At 59.1% G+C, this 17,614-nt stretch carries 17 protein-coding genes; 11 read left to right on the top strand and 6 right to left on the bottom strand.

The annotated features are described in order from the left end of the window. Window positions 1-25: 25 nt before the first annotated feature. Both ACQUWM_RS08675 and ACQUWM_RS08670 read right to left on the bottom strand, forming a co-directional pair. Window positions 26-1,729: an isovaleryl-CoA dehydrogenase gene (locus ACQUWM_RS08675; protein ID WP_428921856.1), complete on the bottom strand. Its 1,704-nt coding sequence runs from the start codon at window positions 1,727-1,729 to the stop codon at window positions 26-28. A 1-nt stretch (window position 1,730) separates the two neighbouring features. Next, a complete protein-coding gene (locus ACQUWM_RS08670; protein WP_428921855.1) occupies window positions 1,731-2,363 on the bottom strand; it encodes a TetR/AcrR family transcriptional regulator in 633 nt (210 codons plus the stop codon). Between the two features lie 275 nt (window positions 2,364-2,638). Here ACQUWM_RS08670 and ACQUWM_RS08665 point away from each other — a divergent pair, with 275 nt between their 5' ends. The 5 genes from ACQUWM_RS08665 to ACQUWM_RS08645 all read left to right on the top strand — a co-directional run bounded on the left by ACQUWM_RS08665 (window position 2,639) and on the right by ACQUWM_RS08645 (window position 8,758). After that, entirely contained in the window at window positions 2,639-2,860 is a 222-nt protein-coding gene (locus tag ACQUWM_RS08665; protein WP_428921854.1) for a hypothetical protein, read from the top strand. Between the two features lie 146 nt (window positions 2,861-3,006). Continuing rightward, window positions 3,007-4,038 carry a lipase secretion chaperone gene (locus tag ACQUWM_RS08660; protein WP_407002866.1) on the top strand — a complete coding sequence of 344 codons (1,032 nt, stop codon included), beginning with the start codon at window positions 3,007-3,009 and terminating at the stop codon, window positions 4,036-4,038. 166 nt (window positions 4,039-4,204) lie between these two features. Then, window positions 4,205-5,224 (top strand): porphobilinogen synthase, encoded by a 1,020-nt coding sequence (hemB, locus tag ACQUWM_RS08655; protein ID WP_428921853.1) that lies wholly within the window; start codon window positions 4,205-4,207, stop codon window positions 5,222-5,224. Between the two features lie 68 nt (window positions 5,225-5,292). Then, the gene (gene ppk1, locus ACQUWM_RS08650; protein WP_407002864.1) at window positions 5,293-7,443 is read left to right on the top strand and encodes a polyphosphate kinase 1; all 2,151 of its coding nucleotides are present in this window, start codon (window positions 5,293-5,295) and stop codon (window positions 7,441-7,443) included. Window positions 7,444-7,468: 25 nt separating this feature from the next. After that, window positions 7,469-8,758 carry a DUF945 family protein gene (locus tag ACQUWM_RS08645; RefSeq protein WP_428921852.1) on the top strand — a complete coding sequence of 430 codons (1,290 nt, stop codon included), beginning with the start codon at window positions 7,469-7,471 and terminating at the stop codon, window positions 8,756-8,758. 48 nt (window positions 8,759-8,806) lie between these two features. Here the strand turns inward: ACQUWM_RS08645 and ACQUWM_RS08640 are convergent, their stop codons facing one another. The 3 genes from ACQUWM_RS08640 to ACQUWM_RS08630 form a co-directional block, all read right to left on the bottom strand. After that, window positions 8,807-9,055 (bottom strand): YfhL family 4Fe-4S dicluster ferredoxin, encoded by a 249-nt coding sequence (locus ACQUWM_RS08640; protein ID WP_407002862.1) that lies wholly within the window; start codon window positions 9,053-9,055, stop codon window positions 8,807-8,809. An 11-nt stretch (window positions 9,056-9,066) separates the two neighbouring features. Beyond that, window positions 9,067-9,549 carry a pantetheine-phosphate adenylyltransferase gene (gene coaD / locus ACQUWM_RS08635; protein ID WP_428921851.1) on the bottom strand — a complete coding sequence of 161 codons (483 nt, stop codon included), beginning with the start codon at window positions 9,547-9,549 and terminating at the stop codon, window positions 9,067-9,069. An 86-nt stretch (window positions 9,550-9,635) separates the two neighbouring features. Then, a complete protein-coding gene (locus ACQUWM_RS08630; RefSeq protein ID WP_407002860.1) occupies window positions 9,636-11,081 on the bottom strand; it encodes a coniferyl aldehyde dehydrogenase in 1,446 nt (481 codons plus the stop codon). A gap of 178 nt (window positions 11,082-11,259) precedes the next feature. Here ACQUWM_RS08630 and ACQUWM_RS08625 point away from each other — a divergent pair, with 178 nt between their 5' ends. The 6 genes from ACQUWM_RS08625 (at window position 11,260) to ACQUWM_RS08600 (ending at window position 16,781) form a co-directional block, all read left to right on the top strand. Then, window positions 11,260-11,958 carry a TetR/AcrR family transcriptional regulator gene (locus ACQUWM_RS08625; protein ID WP_428921850.1) on the top strand — a complete coding sequence of 233 codons (699 nt, stop codon included), beginning with the start codon at window positions 11,260-11,262 and terminating at the stop codon, window positions 11,956-11,958. 273 nt (window positions 11,959-12,231) lie between these two features. Next, window positions 12,232-13,242 carry a TRAP transporter substrate-binding protein gene (locus ACQUWM_RS08620; RefSeq protein ID WP_407002858.1) on the top strand — a complete coding sequence of 337 codons (1,011 nt, stop codon included), beginning with the start codon at window positions 12,232-12,234 and terminating at the stop codon, window positions 13,240-13,242. A gap of 63 nt (window positions 13,243-13,305) precedes the next feature. Beyond that, the gene (locus ACQUWM_RS08615) at window positions 13,306-13,890 is read left to right on the top strand and encodes a TRAP transporter small permease subunit (RefSeq protein WP_428921849.1); all 585 of its coding nucleotides are present in this window, start codon (window positions 13,306-13,308) and stop codon (window positions 13,888-13,890) included. Further along, window positions 13,890-15,206 (top strand): TRAP transporter large permease, encoded by a 1,317-nt coding sequence (locus ACQUWM_RS08610; RefSeq protein WP_406989398.1) that lies wholly within the window; start codon window positions 13,890-13,892, stop codon window positions 15,204-15,206. The genes ACQUWM_RS08615 and ACQUWM_RS08610 overlap by 1 nt, the downstream gene beginning before the upstream one ends. A 1-nt stretch (window position 15,207) precedes the next feature. Continuing rightward, window positions 15,208-15,726, top strand: a complete 519-nt coding sequence (locus ACQUWM_RS08605; RefSeq protein WP_428921848.1) for a gluconokinase — start codon at window positions 15,208-15,210, stop codon at window positions 15,724-15,726. Window positions 15,727-15,782: 56 nt separating this feature from the next. Next, window positions 15,783-16,781, top strand: coding sequence for a substrate-binding domain-containing protein (locus ACQUWM_RS08600; RefSeq protein ID WP_407002855.1), 999 nt, complete (start codon window positions 15,783-15,785; stop codon window positions 16,779-16,781). A gap of 11 nt (window positions 16,782-16,792) precedes the next feature. Here ACQUWM_RS08600 and yihA read toward each other — a convergent pair whose 3' ends face one another. Continuing rightward, the gene (gene yihA / locus ACQUWM_RS08595) at window positions 16,793-17,446 is read right to left on the bottom strand and encodes a ribosome biogenesis GTP-binding protein YihA/YsxC (RefSeq protein ID WP_407002854.1); all 654 of its coding nucleotides are present in this window, start codon (window positions 17,444-17,446) and stop codon (window positions 16,793-16,795) included. Window positions 17,447-17,614: the final 168 nt, after the last annotated feature.

Here is a 17,614-nt window from a genome sequence, read left to right as displayed (position 1 = left end):
TTTGGATGTCCTGAACATTAGAGCTTTAGCCTACTACAGGTGTTGCCCGTTTGATAATGGCCGCTGCGTCGGTGCCGGATGGTAAGTTGCCGTAGTTGAGACCGCCGCCGGATTGCAGGCGGGAGGCGCAGAAGGCGTCGGCTACCGCCGGGTCGGAGCCGCGCAGTAGCAGGCTGGCCTGCATGGCCAGGGCCAGGCGGTCGACCAGGTTGCGGGCGCGGTACTGGATGTCGCTGGTGTCTTTGAAGTCGTTTTGCAGTTGAGCAACGAAGCGATCAAAGCGGGCGTCGGTGCCTTTCGCTTCGGCGACTTCGCGGAAGAACGCGTCGAGGGTTTCCGGTTCTTTTTGCAGGGCGCGCAGGGTGTCGAGGCACTGGACGTTGCCGCTGCCTTCCCAGATGGCGTTGACCGGTGACTCCCGCAGCAGGCGGGGCATGATGCAGTCTTCCATGACGCCGCTGCCGCCGATGCATTCCATGGCTTCGTAGGCGTGATTCGGGGTGCGTTTGCAGATCCAGTATTTGCCGACCGGTGTAGCCAGTCGTGCCAGCAGGCGTTCGTGCTCCAGGTGCTGGTTGTCCAGGGCACGGGCGATGCGCAGGGTGTAAGCCATGGCCGCTTCGCTCTCCAGTGCCAGGTCTGCCAGCACGTTCTGCATCAGCGGTTGTTCGCTGAGGCGCTGGCCGAAGGCGCTGCGGTGGCGGCAGTGGTGGGTGGCCTGGGCCACGGCCTGGCGCATGCCGGCGGAGCTGCCGATCATGCAGTCGAAGCGGGTCATGGCCACCATTTCGATGATGGTGGGTACGCCGCGGCCTTCTTCGCCGACCATCCAGGCCAGGGCGCCGCGCAGTTCCGCTTCGCTGGAGGCGTTGGCGACGTTGCCCATCTTGTTCTTGAGGCGCTGGATCTGCCAGGGGTTCTTGCTGCCATCCGGGCGCCAGCGTGGCATCAGGAAGCAGGACAGTCCATTGGTTGTCTGGGCGAGTACCAGGAAGGCGTCGCACATGGGGGCGGAGACAAACCATTTGTGGCCGACCAGTTCGTAGGCCTGTCCCGGGCCTTCGGTGCCCACCGGGTAGGCCCGTGTGCTGTTGGCGCGGACGTCGCTGCCGCCCTGTTTTTCGGTCATCGCCATGCCGATGGTCACCGATTGTTTCTGGTCATCGGGCAGGTTGCGGGGGTCGTACTGGTTGGCGAGGATCCGGTCTTCCCAGAGGGCGGCCAGTTCCGGCTGCTTGCGGATGGAGGGGATGGCCGCAAAGGTCATGGTGATGGGGCAGCAGTGTGCCGCTTCCACCTGGGAGTGCATATAGTATTTGGCTGCCCGCGCAACATGGGCGCCCTGGCCGGGATGGGTCCAGGGGCTGCTGTGCAGGCCGTGCTCCATGGCAATGGACATCAACTGGTGATAAGCCGGGTGGAAGTCAACCTGATCAATGCGGTGGCCAAAGCGGTCATGGGTGTTGAATACCGGTTTGTTTTCGTTGGCGCGGAAGCCCAGTTCAATGATTTCCCGACTGCCGGCCAGTGCGCCAAAGGCCTGGAGATCGTCAGCGGCTGCGCTGCCACCTTCGCGTTCCACCGCTTCCCTGAGCGCTGTGTCCTGGTCGAACAGGTTGTAGTCTTCCAGGGCAGGGGGCTGATTGACCACGTCATGGGTCACGGCCAGATAGCGATCTTCCGGCTCGGTTGAGCCGGTGATAGGTGGTGCAGGCTGACGAGCGTTCATGTTACCTCCTGGTACCGGTCAGCCCCTGCATGCAAAAACGTAGGATGGCGTTGACCAGTGGGTCGTTGTTGTCGTTTCTTGGTTCGGCCGGGTTATCCGCCTTGGTCGGGGACAAGGGCCCTACCAGGCTTTCGGCGATAGCGCCTACCAGGCATGTACTGCTCTGGCGTGCGTCCTGCTCGGGAATGCATCCTTCTTCAATGCCTTCTCTGATGGCCTTTTCGAACAGCTCGGCGTAGGCCTGCCGGTAGGCCAGTCTCTCTTCTTCAACTTTCGGGTCGACCGGTTCGGCAATCAGTGACCAGGCCATGACCGGTCCTCGCAAGGCGCGTTCGGCAAACTGACGCAGCGCCGCTTCAAGTCGCACGGTGGCATCCCCGTGGGTGGACAGTGCTTCCGCGACCTTGTCGACTTCCCTTTGGGTTGCCAGCCGGAAAATTTCCGCAAACAGATCTTCTTTCGACTCGAAATGGCGGTAGATTGTTCCTGTTGCCACCTCTGCCAGTGCGGCAATGGTTGTGACTCTGGCGCTGCGAAAGCCGCTTTCCGCCACGCATTGGTAGGCGCAACTGACAATGCGCTGGCGAGCTTCCGCCTTACGTTTGCGCATCTTCTCCGTTTCCCGGTAGGCCATGCTGGCTCCTCTTAAGTAGTGAATCATTATTCATTTCTTGTGTCAACCAAGTAAGAGTCGGTTGTATCTTTGTTTTATTCTTTAAAATCAATCACCTGAAATTGCTTACAAAAAGTTACAAAAAAGTCGTTGCCTGTAAATGGCGTTGTCCGAAAAAGCAGATTATAAAGACGCCAAGGCATACCGCCAGGGCGGATGTTGCCGAGGCGGAGCGGCCCACCCAAGTCGGGTCAGGTGCGCTCGACGTTTTGTTTTCGTTGGTGGGGATTGAGGCCATGAGTGAATTCGACGAAAGCAACCTGGAGCAATCCGGAGGCTGGAACCGTGACAGTGAAGACAACCATTCCGTCGCTGGTCGGGCCCGGGTGCGTGCACAGTTACAGGCGGATATTGAGGCATTTCTGAACCAGGGCGGGCAAATCCAGGAAGTGGACACATTGTTCCGCTCCGATCCTTCCCGCAAGGTGGATATCGGCTTCAATAACCGATCCCTCTGATGCAACAGGCCTGCAGTCACCGGCTGTGGGCCTGTTTTTGAACGCTGTCTCAGCGTGTCTTCAGTCATTGGTCTATTCTGGGCCCTATCGTTATCAGCCGTGTGGGTAAATGGCTGATCCATAATTCCAACAAGAACCGTTACATTATGAGAGTCCTTTCGTGGCTGGCAACGGCTTTGCTGGTGATCATAGCAGCCATGGTCGTCATTGTGCTGCTACTTCCCGACGGAGGAATCGATTCCGGGCAGAGCCGGTCGGAAAGCCAACAACCGGATTCCGCGCCTGTGGATTTGGCACCGGCTCCGGACAACAACGGCCAACCGTCCCGTTGGGTGGGGCAGCGGAGCACCGTGGTGTTACCCGATACCTTGCCGGCATCGCTGAGCGGAACATCGTCCCCCGCAGGATGGGCCCAGGTTGACAGCAACGGTAACCTGATTCCGACATCGGCATTGCGTCAGCTGTTTGAGTACTACCTTTCGGCTCTGGGGGAAGAGCCCCTGCGGCAACTGGTGGCACGAATTGAACGCGAGTTGTCCGTACTGGATGAGCCGGCTCACTCCGAGGCCCTGAATATCCTGGGGAGCTACATGGATTACAAGCTGGCGTTGGGAGACCTGGAGTCATCCTATGGTCAGGACGCAGCGGACAGTCTGTTGGACGCCAGGCGCCGCATGCGGGAGATCCATGCCCTGCGGAGGACGTGGCTGGATGCCGGCACCGCCGAGGCGTTCTTTGCCCATGAAGAGGCCGTGGACCGCTTCCAGCTGGAACAGCGCCGCATTAATGGCGACGAGTCACTGACGGATGAGCAGCGGTCACGGGCCGTCGCGGCGGCTGAACAGGACTTGCCCGCCCCTTTGCGTCGTGCCCGCGAGGAAACCCGGCGTTTCGCGGAGTATGAGCAGGCGCGGCAGGAGCTCGCCGGGGATCCCGATGCCCTGAAGGCCTGGCGTGAGGACGCGTTTGGCGCCGAAATCTCGCAACGGCTGGCGGAAGTGGAGGCGCGTCAGAGGGACTGGGACCAGCGCTGGCAGGCCTATAGCCAGGAGCGTCACAAGCTGGATAGTGCCGGGCTGGCCGGCCCTGAGCGGGAAGCTGCTATTGAGGATCTGCGCAGCCGGTACTTCAGCGGGCCGGAGCGAAAACGGGCGCAGGCACTGGATTCCCAACGGTAACCCCACTGTCACACCACGTTGTTAGGTTTGCCCGGCAAGCGGTAAATGGGGCCCGACCGGAGCCTGCCCCCTGGCCGCGAGGGCGTGTATGATGAGGAAACCGAATCGACCGGATAGCCCGGTCGGTTTCAGGTTTGTGTCCTACTCGCCACCCAGGAGGTGCTTCGTGCGTTCACCAAGTCGTGTATTCCCTGCTACTCGCCTGCGTCGTAATCGAGCTGATGATTTTTCCCGCCGTTTGGTGCGGGAACATCAGCTCAGTGTTGATAACCTGATCTATCCAGTGTTCATTCTGGAGGGCGAAGGTCAGAGGGAGCCGGTGCCTTCTATGCCTGGGGTTGAACGCCTGAGTATTGATCTTCTGGTGGAGCAGGCTGCCGAGCTGGTTAAACTCGGCATTCCCGCCGTGGCGCTGTTCCCGGTAGTACCCACTGAACTCAAGAACACCTCAGGTTCCGGTGCATGGAATTCAGACGGGCTTGCCCAGCGGGCGGTCCGGGCGTTGAAGAAGGCGCACCCGGAACTGGGGGTTATCACCGATGTGGCGCTGGACCCGTTCACCACCCATGGGCAGGACGGTATTGTTGATAATGACGGTTATGTGCTCAACGACGTGACCATCGAAGCACTGGTCAATCAGGCGCTGTCCCACGCCGATGCGGGGGCGGATATTGTGGCGCCATCGGACATGATGGATGGTCGCGTGGGTGCAATCCGGGACGCCCTGGAGTCTGCAGGATATGTGAAAACCCGCATTCTGGCCTATTCTGCCAAGTACGCCTCTGCCTATTACGGTCCATTCCGGGATGCAGTCGGTTCGGCGGCCAATCTTGGCAAGGGCGACAAGGCCACCTATCAGATGGATCCGGCCAACAGCGATGAGGCACTGCAGGAAGTCTCTATGGATCTGTCGGAAGGCGCGGATATGGTGATGATCAAGCCGGGCATGCCTTACCTGGATATTGTTCATCGCGTCAAACACGAACTGCAGGTGCCGACGTTTGTGTATCAGGTCAGCGGCGAGTACGCCATGCATATGGCGGCTGCTGAAAATGGCTGGCTGGACGGCGATGCGGTGATGATGGAGAGCCTGACGGCCATGCGTCGTGCCGGGGCCGATGCCATACTGACGTATTTTGCGGTCAGGGCTGCGCGCCTCTTACGGCATTCCGGCACACAAGGCTAACGGAATAATGTCAGGTTCCGGCAAACCAGGCGCTTTGCCGGAACCCCTAAAACTGGAATGAGTGAGTCATGAGTAGTGAATCTGTAAGAGAGCGGAATGTGGTGGAGAGCGAGGTGGAAGAGCAGAGCGTTCCCGCCCCCGTTGAAGTGCCGAGTGTCGGTCAGGAGGTTGACCTGGGCGCCAGCGAGAACTTCTTTAACCGGGAGCTCAGCCAGTTACAGTTCAATTACCGGGTGCTGAAACAGGCCCTGGACACCACTCATCCCCTGATCAACCGCCTGATTTATTGCTGCATTTTCAGCAGCAACATGGACGAATTCTTTGAAATCCGGGTTGCCGGCCTTCGCCAGCAGATGAAATACGGCCGGGAAACCATCGGTTCCGATGGCATGATGCCCGAGCAGGCCCTGTCTGAAATCAGCCGCGTGGCCCATGAGTATATTCGTGAACAGTACGACATTCTCAACAACGTGCTGATTCCGGAGATGGAGCAGGAGAATATCCATTTTGTCCGGCGCCGGGAGTGGACACCGGCCCAGGCGGAATGGGTGCGCCGCTATTTTGAGGAGGAGATCCTGCCGGTGGTCAGCCCGATCGGCCTTGACCCCTCCCATCCTTTTCCGCGACTGGTCAACAAGAGCCTGAACTTCATTGTGGAACTGGACGGCAAAGACGCCTTTGGTCGCGAGACCGGCATGGCGATCGTGCCAGCGCCACGATCCCTGCCCCGGCTAGTGCGCCTGCCGGATGAGGTGTGCAATGGCGGCGAGAACCTGGTGTTCCTGTCTTCAATGATTCACGCCCACGCCGATGAGCTGTTCCCCGGTATGGAGGTCAAGGGCTGCTATCAGTTCCGTCTGACCCGCAACGCCGACCTGGAGCTGGAGGACGATCTGGAAGACCTCGCCTCGGCATTGCGTGGTGAGCTGCTCAGTCGCCGCTTTGGTGACGGCGTGCGCCTGGAGGTGGCCGACAACTGCCCGGAGGAACTGGTTCACTTTCTGTTGCAGGAATTCAAGCTCACCGAACGTGACCTCTATCAGGTTCATGGTCCGGTCAACCTGACTCGCCTGATGGCGGTAGGGGGGCTCGTGGATCGGCAGGATCTGACCTACTCCGGATTTTCGCCGTCCATTCCACGACAGATTCGCAGCAAGGAATCCATGTTCGACGCCATTCGCAAGCGTCCGATCCTGTTGTTGCACCCCTATCATAATTTCAGCCCGGTGATTGACCTGTTGCGGCAGGCGGCCAAGGACCCCCAGGTGTTGGCGATTCGTCAGACCCTGTACCGCACCGGGGCTGACTCCGAAATCGTGGAAGCGCTGGCGGATGCCGCCCGGCGTGGAAAAGAGGTCACCGCGGTGATTGAGTTGCGGGCCCGCTTCAGCGAGGCGGAAAACCTGGAACTGGCCAGTCGCCTGCAGGAAGCCGGGGTGATTGTGGTCTATGGGGTCGTTGGCTATAAAACCCACGCCAAGATGATCCTGATCGTGAGGCGGGAAGAGGGCCGGTTACGGCGCTATGTGCATCTGGGGACGGGCAACTATCACGCCGGTAATGCCCGGTTGTACACCGATTACAGCTTCATGACCTGCGATGAATCCATCGGTGATGATGTTAACAAGCTGTTCCAGCAGCTTACCGGCATGGGCAAGGCGCTGAAAATCAAGAAGCTGTTCCATGCACCGTTTACGCTGCACAGTCAGTTGCTGAGCCTGATCGACCGGGAGGCTGGCCATGGCCAGAAAGGGCGGATCATTCTGAAATTCAACGCCCTGACCGAACCCCAGTTGATCAAGGCGCTGTACCGGGCGTCTCAGGCCGGTGTGAAGATTGACCTGATCCTGCGTGGTATCTGCTGCCTGCGACCGGAGGTGCCCGGGCTGTCCGAGAATATCCGGGTACGGTCCATTATTGGCCGTTTCCTGGAGCATACCCGGGTTTATTACTTCGGCAATAATGGGCGTCCGGATGTCTATTGTTCCAGTGCTGATGGCATGGAGCGCAACCTGTTGAGCCGCGTGGAGACTGCGTTTCCCATTGAAGATCCCAGTCTGGTTGCCCGGGTGCGGGAGGATCTGGATACCTATTTGGCGGATAACTGTCAGGCCTGGGTCTTGCAGCCGGATGGCAGTTACCTACAGAATCAACCGGCGGAAGGGGAAGACCGACTGGCATCCCAGCTGGTGTTGCTGGAGCGTCTGACCGGACAATAATCAGCAGTTTGTTACGGAGAAAACATTGAAAAAGACATGGATGATTGTAGGTGGGGTGGTTCTGGTCGTTGGCGCAGTGGCTCCCTGGGGTGTGGGCTGGTTGACCGAGAAACAGTGGCAGGACGTGACCACGGAGGTTAACGCAGCGCAGCCGTTCTTCCGGCTTGAAACCCGGGATTATGAACGCGGATATCTCAGCGGTCGCTTTGAGGGCACGCTGACATTCGAGGATCCCGCCAGCAACGACGTTCACCGGATTGAGTACAAGGCGAAGGTTTCTCACGGGGTGACCGGAAGCCTGCTGGATTTCTCCCCGCTTTCCGACCTGCCGGAGGAGGCCGCCGAGCTTTTCCCGGATGAAAAGCCGCGTCTGACCCTGGAGACCCGCCTGTGGGGGACGGCCATCGCTGAACTGACGGTCCCCGCCATCTCGGTCACCAACGACGATACCGGGGAATCAATGAAGGTATCCGGAGGTTTTGGTCGGGCGGAGATCAGTGGCGACGGTTCCGGGGCTGATATCTTGATGGTGTGGCCGGGAATGGTGCTGGATACCCGGGACCTGCGGGTCACCCTGGGGGAATTCCGGCTTGAACAGACCCTGGAGTACCTGCGTGGCGAGGTATGGACAGGCGAAGGGGTGGCGACCCTGGCGTCCGTTGAGTTGGCTTCTGATGGCCAGGCGCCTCTGCGCATGGACGACTTCAGGATGGCCAGCAAGACCTGGCCTGTCGACAACGACCGCAGTGTGAATTCCGAAACCGTGGTAACCCTGGACTCAGTCACGTCGGAGGGTGACAGTTTCGGGCCTCAGCGGGTGGAGTTTGTGATGGATGGCCTGGATGTGGACAGCTGGAGTGAGCTGACCGGCGCCCTGACGGATCTTCAGGTGGCAGCCCTGGATAACCAGACCGGGTCGCCTGCTGCATTCGAGCAACAAATGGCCAGCATGAGTCGTATCAGTGGCGCTCTGCTGGATCTGGCAGCCGAGGGCTTCAGCTTCGGCTTTCCGAGCATCAGCCTGGTGACTCCGGAGGGCGAGGTTAACGGGGAGCTGATGGTCAGGCACCCGACTCTGTCGGATCAGGAGCGCTCACAGATGCTGATGGTGATGCAGCGGCTGACAGGGCAAATGCAGCTGAGCCTGCCGGTGGCGCTGGCGGAGAATCATCCTGAATTGATGATGCAGCTGGCCCCGCTGATCAAGGAGGGCATGATGACGCGCAATGGCGACCGGCTTGCGATGTCTGCAGAGCTGAAAGACCTGGCCCTGAATGTGAACGGTACGGCGATACCCTTGCCGCCGTTGTTCTGAGATGGAATCACGGTGCGCCGCCCCGGCGCACCGTGATGAGCCCCGGGCTCAGCCTGCGCTCAGACGCTGGTACTTTTCCATCAACTGACTTTCTGATTCCTGCCGTTCCGGATCCAGCGGAATACAATCCACCGGGCAGACCTGTTGGCACTGGGGCTCATCATAGTGGCCAACGCATTCGGTGCACTTGTCCGGGTCAATCACGTAGATCTCGTCACCTGGAGCGATGGCGTCGTTCGGGCATTCAGGCTCACAAACGTCGCAGTTGATGCACGCGTCGGTAATCATCAGGGCCATCGGGCGTTACCTCAGGATTGACTGAACTTCCGTTGCATCGCGGCCTCGACGGCTGGATCAACAAATTCCGAGACATCTCCGCCGAGCGATGCAATCTCGCGGATCAGGGTGGACGAAATGTAGGACAGGTGGTTCGCGGGGGTCAGGAACACGCTTTCCACTTCCGGGGCCAGCCGACGGTTCATGTCTGCCAGCTGGAATTCGTACTCGAAGTCAGACACCGCGCGCAGTCCCCTGAGGATCACGGTGGCGTTCTGTTCCCGGACAAAATCCGCCAGCAGGTTACTGAAACCGGTGACGCTCACATTCGGAATATGGGCGGTGGCTTTCCTGACCAGTTCGCAGCGCTCTTCGAGGTTCAGTAGTGGCTGCTTCTTCGGATTGTAGGCGACCGCAACGACGATCTCGTCGAACATGCGACCAGCCCGTTCAATCAGATCGGTGTGGCCATTGGTGATGGGGTCAAAGGTGCCCGGGTAAATAACTTTAGGCATGCGCTGCTCCTCGATTCAGAAGCCCATAGGATACCCGGGCACTCATTGTCTTGTCAGCCTTTGGGCTTGCCAGGCTGGTCGCCGGATCAGCGAATGAACAGCTTGTAGACCATTTTGTGGGCGGTGGTGCCGTGAGGCGCGTAGACGTATTTGCCGCTGTTGAATTTCTGCTTGCTGAAAATGGCCCGGTGATGGGACAGCGTCAGGAAGCCTTCCTTGCCGTGATAGTGCCCCATGCCGGAATCGCCAATACCGCCGAAAGGCAGGTCATCCTGAGCCACGTGCATGAGGGCGTCATTGATGCACATGCCCCCGGAGAGGGTGTTGTCCACCACCTGCTGTTGCATGGAACGGTCGTAGCCGAAGAAGTACAGCGCCAGCGGGCGCGGACGATCGTTGATGTAGTGGATCGCTTCCTCAAGGCCGCCGTAACTGACGATGGGCAGGATCGGCCCGAAGATCTCGTCCTGCATGACCTTCATCTCCGGAGTGGTCTTCAGCACCAGTGTCAGGGGCATCTTGCGGGTGCCGTCCTTGAGGTTTTCCCGTGCGGGGTTCAGCTCAATAATCTCCGCGCCTTTCTCCCGCGCGTCGTCCAGGTAATCCTGCAGCCGCTGGTATTGCCGTTCATTGATGATGGCGGTGTAGTCGTCGTTGTCCCGCAGGCTTGGGTACATGTCGGCAAAACGGGCGCGGAACTCATCCACAAACGCCTGGACGCGGTCCGCCGGGCAGAGTACATAGTCCGGCGCCACGCAGGTCTGACCGGCGTTGAATGCCTTGCCGAACGCGATCCGCTGAGCGGCGTCTTCCAGGGGAACATCGGAGGAGACAATGGCGGGGGATTTGCCGCCCAGTTCCAGGGTAACCGGGGTCAGGTTCTCTGATGCCGCGCGCATCACCAGTTTGCCGACCGAGGTGGAGCCGGTGAACAGCAGGTGATCAAAAGGACGACTGGAAAAATCCGCGGCAACGTCCGCTTCACCGGTGATCACAGATACCAGGTCCTCGGGGAACGTAGATTCAATGATTTCCTTGAACAGGGCCGATGTGTGCGGAGTGAACTCCGACATCTTGATCATGGTACGGTTACCTGCTGCCAGCGAGGCAACGAGGGGGCCAACGGCCAGATACAACGGGTAGTTCCAGGGCACAATAACGCCGACGACACCCTTGGGCTGGTAATGCACCTTGTTGCTGGCGGGCTGGAACAGTACGGATACGTGGCGTTTGGACGGTTTCATCCAGCCGCCGAGGTTCTTCAGGGTGTAGTTGATGCCCTGGATGGACGGCATGATTTCGGCAATCAGCGATTCGTCTCTGGAGCGGCAGCTGAAATCCCGGTCGATCGCGTCGGTCAGCTTGTCCTGATTGCTCAACAGCGCCCGCTTCAGCCGTTTCAGGTTTTCCTGGCGTTCGGTCGGTGATGGCATCGGGTTGTTTCTGAATGCTTTCTTCTGGTTCTCAAAGACGCGATGCGTATGCTGGATCTGCTTTTTGCTTTCGGTAAGCTGGACGACGCTGGCTCCCATGGTCTTCTCCCCTCGGGCTGCCGATGCATACCGGATGCCCTGTTGTTGTATGGTGGCGAAAAAGTGCTCAATTTGCGCTTGAGGGTATTATTAGAGTATATACTCTAGGGAGTCAAGGAAAGCCGAATGGCGGATCAGGCCATCCGCCGGTCACACAACAATAAAGCTAACTGAACCTATGAAAACCAGAGACAAGATCCTGCTCTCCAGTCTGGAGCTGTTCAACGAGAGGGGTGAACGAAACGTCACCACCAATCACATAGCCGCGCACCTGGCCATCTCCCCGGGCAACCTCTATTACCACTTCCGCAACAAGTCGGACATCATTTACGAGATCTTCCTGGAATACGAAAAGCTGGTGGATTATTACCTGGATATTCCCGAAGACCGACCGCTGACCCTGGACGACATGATGTTCTACCTTGAATCGGTGTTTGACGGGCTTTGGAGCTACCGGTTCTTCCATCGTGACCTGGAGCATCTGCTGGATGGTGATCAGCGACTGCGGCGGGACTACCGTGAATTCACCAATCGTTGCCTGGATGCCATCAGCCGGATTTTCGAGAAGATGGCGGACGCCGGCATTATTGAGCCGCAGTCGGAGGAGTTGCGGTCAGCCATGTCACTCAACGTCTGGCTGGTGATTACCAACTGGATGGCGTTCCTGAAAACCGCCCACGCCAGTGAAGAGTCTGCCAATCTCTCCCTGACCGAGCTCAAACAGGGCATTTACCAGGTGCTGACGCTGGAGGTTCCCTATCTCACGCCCGCCTACCGGGACCGGGTAATGGCGCTGCGGGAGCGTTATCGTCCGCAGTTGCCGGAAGCCCGTGATGGTGAGTCATCGGTTGGCAGTGTGGGCTACCGCACGGCTTGATCATTTTTTAGTCGATTTGCGGAACTTTCGGGTAACGCCTGTGTCTTACTACTGACGCTGGGGATCCGGACATCCCTGGCGTTACCCTGAGTGAGTTCTCAGGTTTTAGCACGTCGCAAACCCTGACGTTTCACCGGCCTGTCTGATGGCAGGCCGGTTTTTTCTGTCGCAATCCTTTGTCTCCGCCCCCTTGCCAGCGCTTTTCAAATCCAATACCATCGCTGATGTTACCGGTAACATATGCCGGCACAATAACAATCAGGAGATCCCAGTATGTTCCCCACAAGACTCGCGGCTGGTGTTCTGACAGCCACGCTTGCATTCAATGCCTTTGCCGCCGATTTCACCTTAAAGTTCCAGTCTTCGGACCCCTCCGGCGTCAAAAACTTCAAGATTCAGCAGGACTGGGCCGACCGCGTGGAAGCAATGACCGGTGGCCGCGTCGAAATTGATCTGCTGCCGGTGGGCAGCGTTGTCAGTCACACGGAAACCCTCGGCGCCATGAAGATGGGCGTATTGGACGGTCATATTTCCGTCACAGGCTATTTCTCCGGTAAGGATCCCGCGTTCGGTTTGATTGGCAACACTGTGGGCGCCTGGTCCAGTCCTGACCAGTTGATCGATTACATCAACCATGGCGGCGGCTATGAGCTGATGAACGAACTCTACAAGCCATACGGAGTGAAGTTTGTTGGCGGCGGTGGCACGGGCGTTGAGTCGTTCGTGTCGAAAAAGCCCCTCGATGGCGTGGAGGATCTCAAGGGACTGAAAATGCGTGCGCCGGAAGGGCTGGTGCAATCCGTCTTTGCCGCCGCCGGAGCGTCTCCGGTTAACCTGCCCGGATCCGAAGTCTATACCGCCTTGAGCAAGGGCGTGATTGACGCAGCGGATTACACGGTATTCTCCACCAACCACGAGGCTGGCCTGAACGAGATTGCGCCGCACCCGGTCAATCCCGGTTTCCACTCGCTGCCGCTGCTTGAAATCGCCATGGGGCTCAAGGAATGGGAAAAGCTGCCGGAGGATATCCAGACCATCATGACGGTATCCGCCAGAGACTTTGCCCAGGACATCAGCACCCAGCTGGCGATGGCCGATCGTGAAGCCATCAATGAGGCCCGCGCCAATCCGGACATTACCATCCATGACTGGTCCGCGGAGGAGCGTCGCAAGTTCCGCACCATCGCCCGTGACCAATGGAAGGCCTATGCCGAACAGTCCCCCAATGCCGGGAAAGTGTACCAGTCGGTCACTGAATACCTGGAATCCCAGGGCCTCCTCTAAGTAGCAGGTTCCCTCGATATCAGCCTCCGGGCGCCCTGGCGGGCCCGGAGCGAGGAGTTCGTTATGTCTGTTGAAAACGACGCGTGCGGTCAGGGGCCGGATCCCGATCGTGATTTTGTCCTGCCTGAAAAGGATGAGGACGTTGGGTTCACCTGGCTGGACAGGGCTATCGTCTGGCTGGGCAAGAAGTTGAGTCTGGTATTTGCGGCGATCGTGCTGGTGTCTTTCTACGAGATTATCCGCCGTTATGTGTTTGATGCCCCGACGCTCTGGGTGCACGAAACGGTGACCTTTGCCGGCGCCACACTCTTTGTTATTGGTGGCCTCTATGCTCTGGCCACTGATCGGCATGTGCGTATCGTGCTGATCTATGACGCGGTTTCGCACCGTGCCCAGCGCTGGCTGCGGGTGGTTCATCATCTGTTGGGGCTGGTTTTTTGCGGGCTGTTGCTATCCGCTAGCTGGTCAATGGCCACAGAGGCCGTGCTGGCGCCATGGGGCGACTGGCGTCTCGAAACTTCCGGCTCGGCCTGGAACCCGCCATTCCCTGCGCTCCTGAAAGTGATCATCCTGGTCGCTGTTGCCGTCATGACCTTGCAGTTCCTGTTGCACCTGGTGCGTGACCTGCGCGGCAAGGGAGGTGCGTGATGTTTGAACTGGCTTCCCTCGGTATCGGTTATGGCAGCCTGTTGATGCTGGTCATGCTGATAGTCCTGTTGCTTACGGGTATGCAACTGGCATTCGCCACCGGTTTGGTTGCCCTGGTGTTTGCCTTGGGCTGGTTTGGTCCGGACGCCTTGCCCATCGTCAGCAGCCGGCTATACAGCTTTATCGGCAACTATGTATTCCTGGCGGTGCCCATGTTTGTGTTGATGGCGTCACTGCTGGATCATTCCGGCATCGCCCGCGACCTGTTCGACGCCATGGCCCGCCTGGGTCGCAAACTGCGGGGCGGTGTCGCGATACAGACCCTGGTGGTGGCGGTGATCCTGGCCTCCATGTCGGGCGTTATTGGTGGTGAGACGGTGCTACTGGGCATTCTGGCGCTGCCGCAGATGCTGCGCCTGGGTTACGACCGCAAGCTGGCCATTGGCACCACCTGTGCCGGTGGGGCGCTCGGCACCATGCTGCCGCCCAGTATTGTGCTGATCATCTACGGGCTGACGGCCAACGTTTCCATTGGTGATCTGTTCAAGGGGGCGTTCGCGCCTGCGCTGCTACTGGCGCTGTTGTACATGGGATACGTTCTGATTCGGGTCTGGCTGAAGCCGGAGATGGCGCCGCTGCCTTCCGATCAGGACGCGCCCGAGACCCCGGCGCCGAATTTCTTCAAGGCGTTGCTGTTTCCGATTCTCTCGGTCGTGGTGGTGCTGGGCAGTATCTATGGCGGTGTGGCCTCGGTCACAGAGGCGTCGGCCCTGGGTGTCATGGGGATTGCCATCAGCACCTGGATTCGCGGTGAGCTGTCCCTTGCCATGGTGCGCAAGGCCACCATCAGCACACTGCGGGTGTGCGGCATGATCATCTGGATCGGGATTGGTGCAACCGCGCTGGTCGGCGTCTACAACCTGATGGGTGGTATCGATTTCGTCCGCGACATGGTCTTCGCCGTCAGCGGCGGACATGGCCTGGGCACCATCCTGTTCATGATGTTGATTCTGCTCATTCTTGGCATGTTTCTGGACTGGGTCGGCGTTGCGTTGCTGACCATGCCGATCTTTGTGCCCATCGTGACGGAGCTGGGGTACAGTCCGATCTGGTTCGGGGTGGTGTTCTGTATGAACATGCAGGTGTCCTTCCTGTCGCCTCCGTTTGGCCCGGCGGCTTTCTATCTCAAGACGGTGACGCCGAAGGACATTTCCCTGGGTGAGATATTCCGTGCACTGCTGCCGTTCATCGCGCTTCAGGTCGTGGCCCTCGGCCTGCTGATTGCGTTCCCCCAGCTGGCGCTATGGTGGCAGTGATATGAATGCACCAAAAATCATTGTCATGGGGGTGTCCGGATGCGGCAAGAGTCTCACCGGCGCCATGCTTGCCAGCGAACTGGGGGTTCCGTTTTACGATGCGGACGATTACCACAGCCGCGCCAATGTTGAAAAAATGGCCGCCGGCATCCCGTTGACCGACGAGGATCGCCGGGGCTGGCTGGATGACCTCGCGGCGCTGATCAGGCAGGAAGGGGGCGGCCTGGTGTTGGCCTGTTCGGCGCTGAAGCGCGGTTACCGTGAGCGTTTGCGAGGCGGAAATCCGTCGGCCCGTTTCGTCTACCTCAGAGGTGACTTCGAAACCATCTGGGCGCGGCATTCCCGGCGAACGGATCATTACTTCAATGGGCGCGCCATGCTGGAGAGTCAGTTTCGGTTACTGGAAGAGCCGGCTGCTGACGAGGATGCCATTGCCGTGGATGTTTCTGGCACGCCAGGGCGGGTTATCAGCGAGTGCCTCACCAGGCTTGGTCTGCGGGGCGGGGGGTGCCGGAACTGATTCCGGAGTCTGATCACAGGTATGATAGGCAGCTTTCACTGTTGTTGGAGTGGTAGATGGTAAAGAACAGGCGCCCCACATTGCAGGATATCGCCGACCGGGTCGGAGCCACCAAGATGACCGTCAGCCGGTGCCTGCGGGGCGGAGACAATGTCTCCGAACCCATGCGGGAGCGTATCTTTGCCGAGGCCGAAGCGCTGGGCTATATCCCCAATCGCGCTCCGGACCTGCTATCCAAGTCCACCAGCCATGCGATCGGTGTGCTGTTGCCGTCACTGACCAACCAGGTCTTTGCGGATGTCATCAAGGGGGTGGAATCGGTCACCGAGCCGGCAGGGTATCACCTGATGCTCGCCCACTACGGATACAGCCCCGAGATCGAGGAGCGCAGCCTGTCCTTGTTGCTGTCCTACAACGTGGATGGCGTGATTCTCTCGGAGAGCCAGCATACCCCTCGCACGCTGAGGATGCTGGAAACCGCAGGGGTGCCAACGGTCGAGATCATGGATACCCATTCGGAACCGTTTCATCAGGCGGTCGGCTTCGATAACGTCATTGCCGCCTATGACATGGTGCGGGAAATGATCCGGCTGGGCTGCAAGCGGGTGGTCTATCTGGCGGTCCGGCTGGATGCCCGGACTCTCCAGCGCCAGGAGGGATACAATCGGGCGATGGAGGAAGAGGGGCTGATGCCGGTAACGCTGCGCAGTGAGCAGCGGTCATCATACAGTGTCGGGGCTACGCTGATGGCGCGGATACTGGCGGAGAATCCGCACACCGACGGCATCTTCTGCACCAACGACGACGTTGCCATTGGTGCGTTCTTCGAATGCCAGCGGCGTGGCATTGCCGTGCCGGGCCAGATCGCTATTGCCGGGTTCCATGGTCATGATGTTGGCCGCGTCATGGAGCCGCCTCTGGCAAGTGTGATCACTCCCCGGGAGGCGGTCGGGCAGAGGGCGGCCGAAGAGCTGGTTGCCCGCCTCGGTGGCGCGGCAATCAGCGACCGGCGTATCGATCTGGGGTACCGGATCGAGCGGGGAGGGACCCTCTGACAGCGAGTCGTTCAGCTCTCGATTTCATCCGCGAGGTCGTCACTGGCTGCTTCCAGCCAGGCCGTCAGGGCGTCGCGGCACTCATCCACTCCGCGCTTTGATGTTGCCGAAAACATAATCAGGTGCTCCACGCACTGGAATGTCTTCAGCCGGCGGGCGATGTCCAGCATTGCCGTCTTGGCCTGGCCGAACTTCAGCTTGTCCGCCTTGGTGGCAAGAATCATCAGTGGAAGGTTGTTATGTTCACACCATTCCACCATCATCTGGTCGAAATCGGTCAGCGGATGACGAATGTCCATGACCAGGATCAGGCCCCGCAGGCAGCGTCGATCATTAAGATAGTGCCCGAGGTGTTTTTGCCAGTCGTCCTTCATGTCCCGGGAGACCTTGGCATAACCATAACCTGGCAGATCCACCAGGCGGCAGTTTTCGCGATTCAGCGTGAAAAAGTTGATCAGGCGGGTGCGGCCGGGTGTCTTGCTGGTGCGCGCCAGCTTGCCATTGGCGGTGATGGAGTTAATGGCGCTGGATTTGCCGGCGTTGGAGCGTCCCGCGAACGCGACCTCCGCACCGGAGTCCAGTGGGCACTCTTCCAGCCGCGAGGCGCTGATCAGGAATCGGGCGCTGTTGAATGAGATCGATTTTTGAGTCAGATCAGATGACACGGTGGTTGGGTTTCCTATTGGATTTCAGTTATCAGGGATTAATGTATAATGCTACACCAATTCCGGGCAGCACGCTGAGCGTTGCTGCTGAACAGCCCCGGTTTTGTGCCTGTCTGGGCCAGTGCCTGCCGGCTGCATAACGAAGAATACTTTGGATGAGAGAAGCGG

This window comes from Marinobacter sp. DUT-3, from assembly GCF_050379435.1.
Lineage (GTDB): Bacteria > Pseudomonadota > Gammaproteobacteria > Pseudomonadales > Oleiphilaceae > Marinobacter.
This window is presented reverse-complemented; position numbering and strand designations above follow the sequence as displayed.

Bases quoted from the DNA above. Each gene is read 5' to 3' on its own strand.
- ACQUWM_RS08675 (WP_428921856.1), bottom strand. From the start codon at position 1,729: ATGAACGCTCGTCAGCCTGCACCACCTATCACCGGCTCAACCGAGCCG.
- ACQUWM_RS08670 (WP_428921855.1), bottom strand. From the start codon at position 2,363: ATGGCCTACCGGGAAACGGAGAAGATGCGCAAACGTAAGGCGGAAGCT.
- ACQUWM_RS08665 (WP_428921854.1), top strand. From the start codon at position 2,639: ATGAGTGAATTCGACGAAAGCAACCTGGAGCAATCCGGAGGCTGGAAC.
- ACQUWM_RS08660 (WP_407002866.1), top strand. From the start codon at position 3,007: ATGAGAGTCCTTTCGTGGCTGGCAACGGCTTTGCTGGTGATCATAGCA.
- ppk1 (WP_407002864.1), top strand. From the start codon at position 5,293: ATGAGTAGTGAATCTGTAAGAGAGCGGAATGTGGTGGAGAGCGAGGTG.
- ACQUWM_RS08640 (WP_407002862.1), bottom strand. From the start codon at position 9,055: ATGGCCCTGATGATTACCGACGCGTGCATCAACTGCGACGTTTGTGAG.
- coaD (WP_428921851.1), bottom strand. From the start codon at position 9,549: ATGCCTAAAGTTATTTACCCGGGCACCTTTGACCCCATCACCAATGGC.
- ACQUWM_RS08630 (WP_407002860.1), bottom strand. From the start codon at position 11,081: ATGGGAGCCAGCGTCGTCCAGCTTACCGAAAGCAAAAAGCAGATCCAG.
- ACQUWM_RS08625 (WP_428921850.1), top strand. From the start codon at position 11,260: ATGAAAACCAGAGACAAGATCCTGCTCTCCAGTCTGGAGCTGTTCAAC.
- ACQUWM_RS08620 (WP_407002858.1), top strand. From the start codon at position 12,232: ATGTTCCCCACAAGACTCGCGGCTGGTGTTCTGACAGCCACGCTTGCA.
- ACQUWM_RS08615 (WP_428921849.1), top strand. From the start codon at position 13,306: ATGTCTGTTGAAAACGACGCGTGCGGTCAGGGGCCGGATCCCGATCGT.
- ACQUWM_RS08610 (WP_406989398.1), top strand. From the start codon at position 13,890: ATGTTTGAACTGGCTTCCCTCGGTATCGGTTATGGCAGCCTGTTGATG.
- ACQUWM_RS08605 (WP_428921848.1), top strand. From the start codon at position 15,208: ATGAATGCACCAAAAATCATTGTCATGGGGGTGTCCGGATGCGGCAAG.
- ACQUWM_RS08600 (WP_407002855.1), top strand. From the start codon at position 15,783: ATGGTAAAGAACAGGCGCCCCACATTGCAGGATATCGCCGACCGGGTC.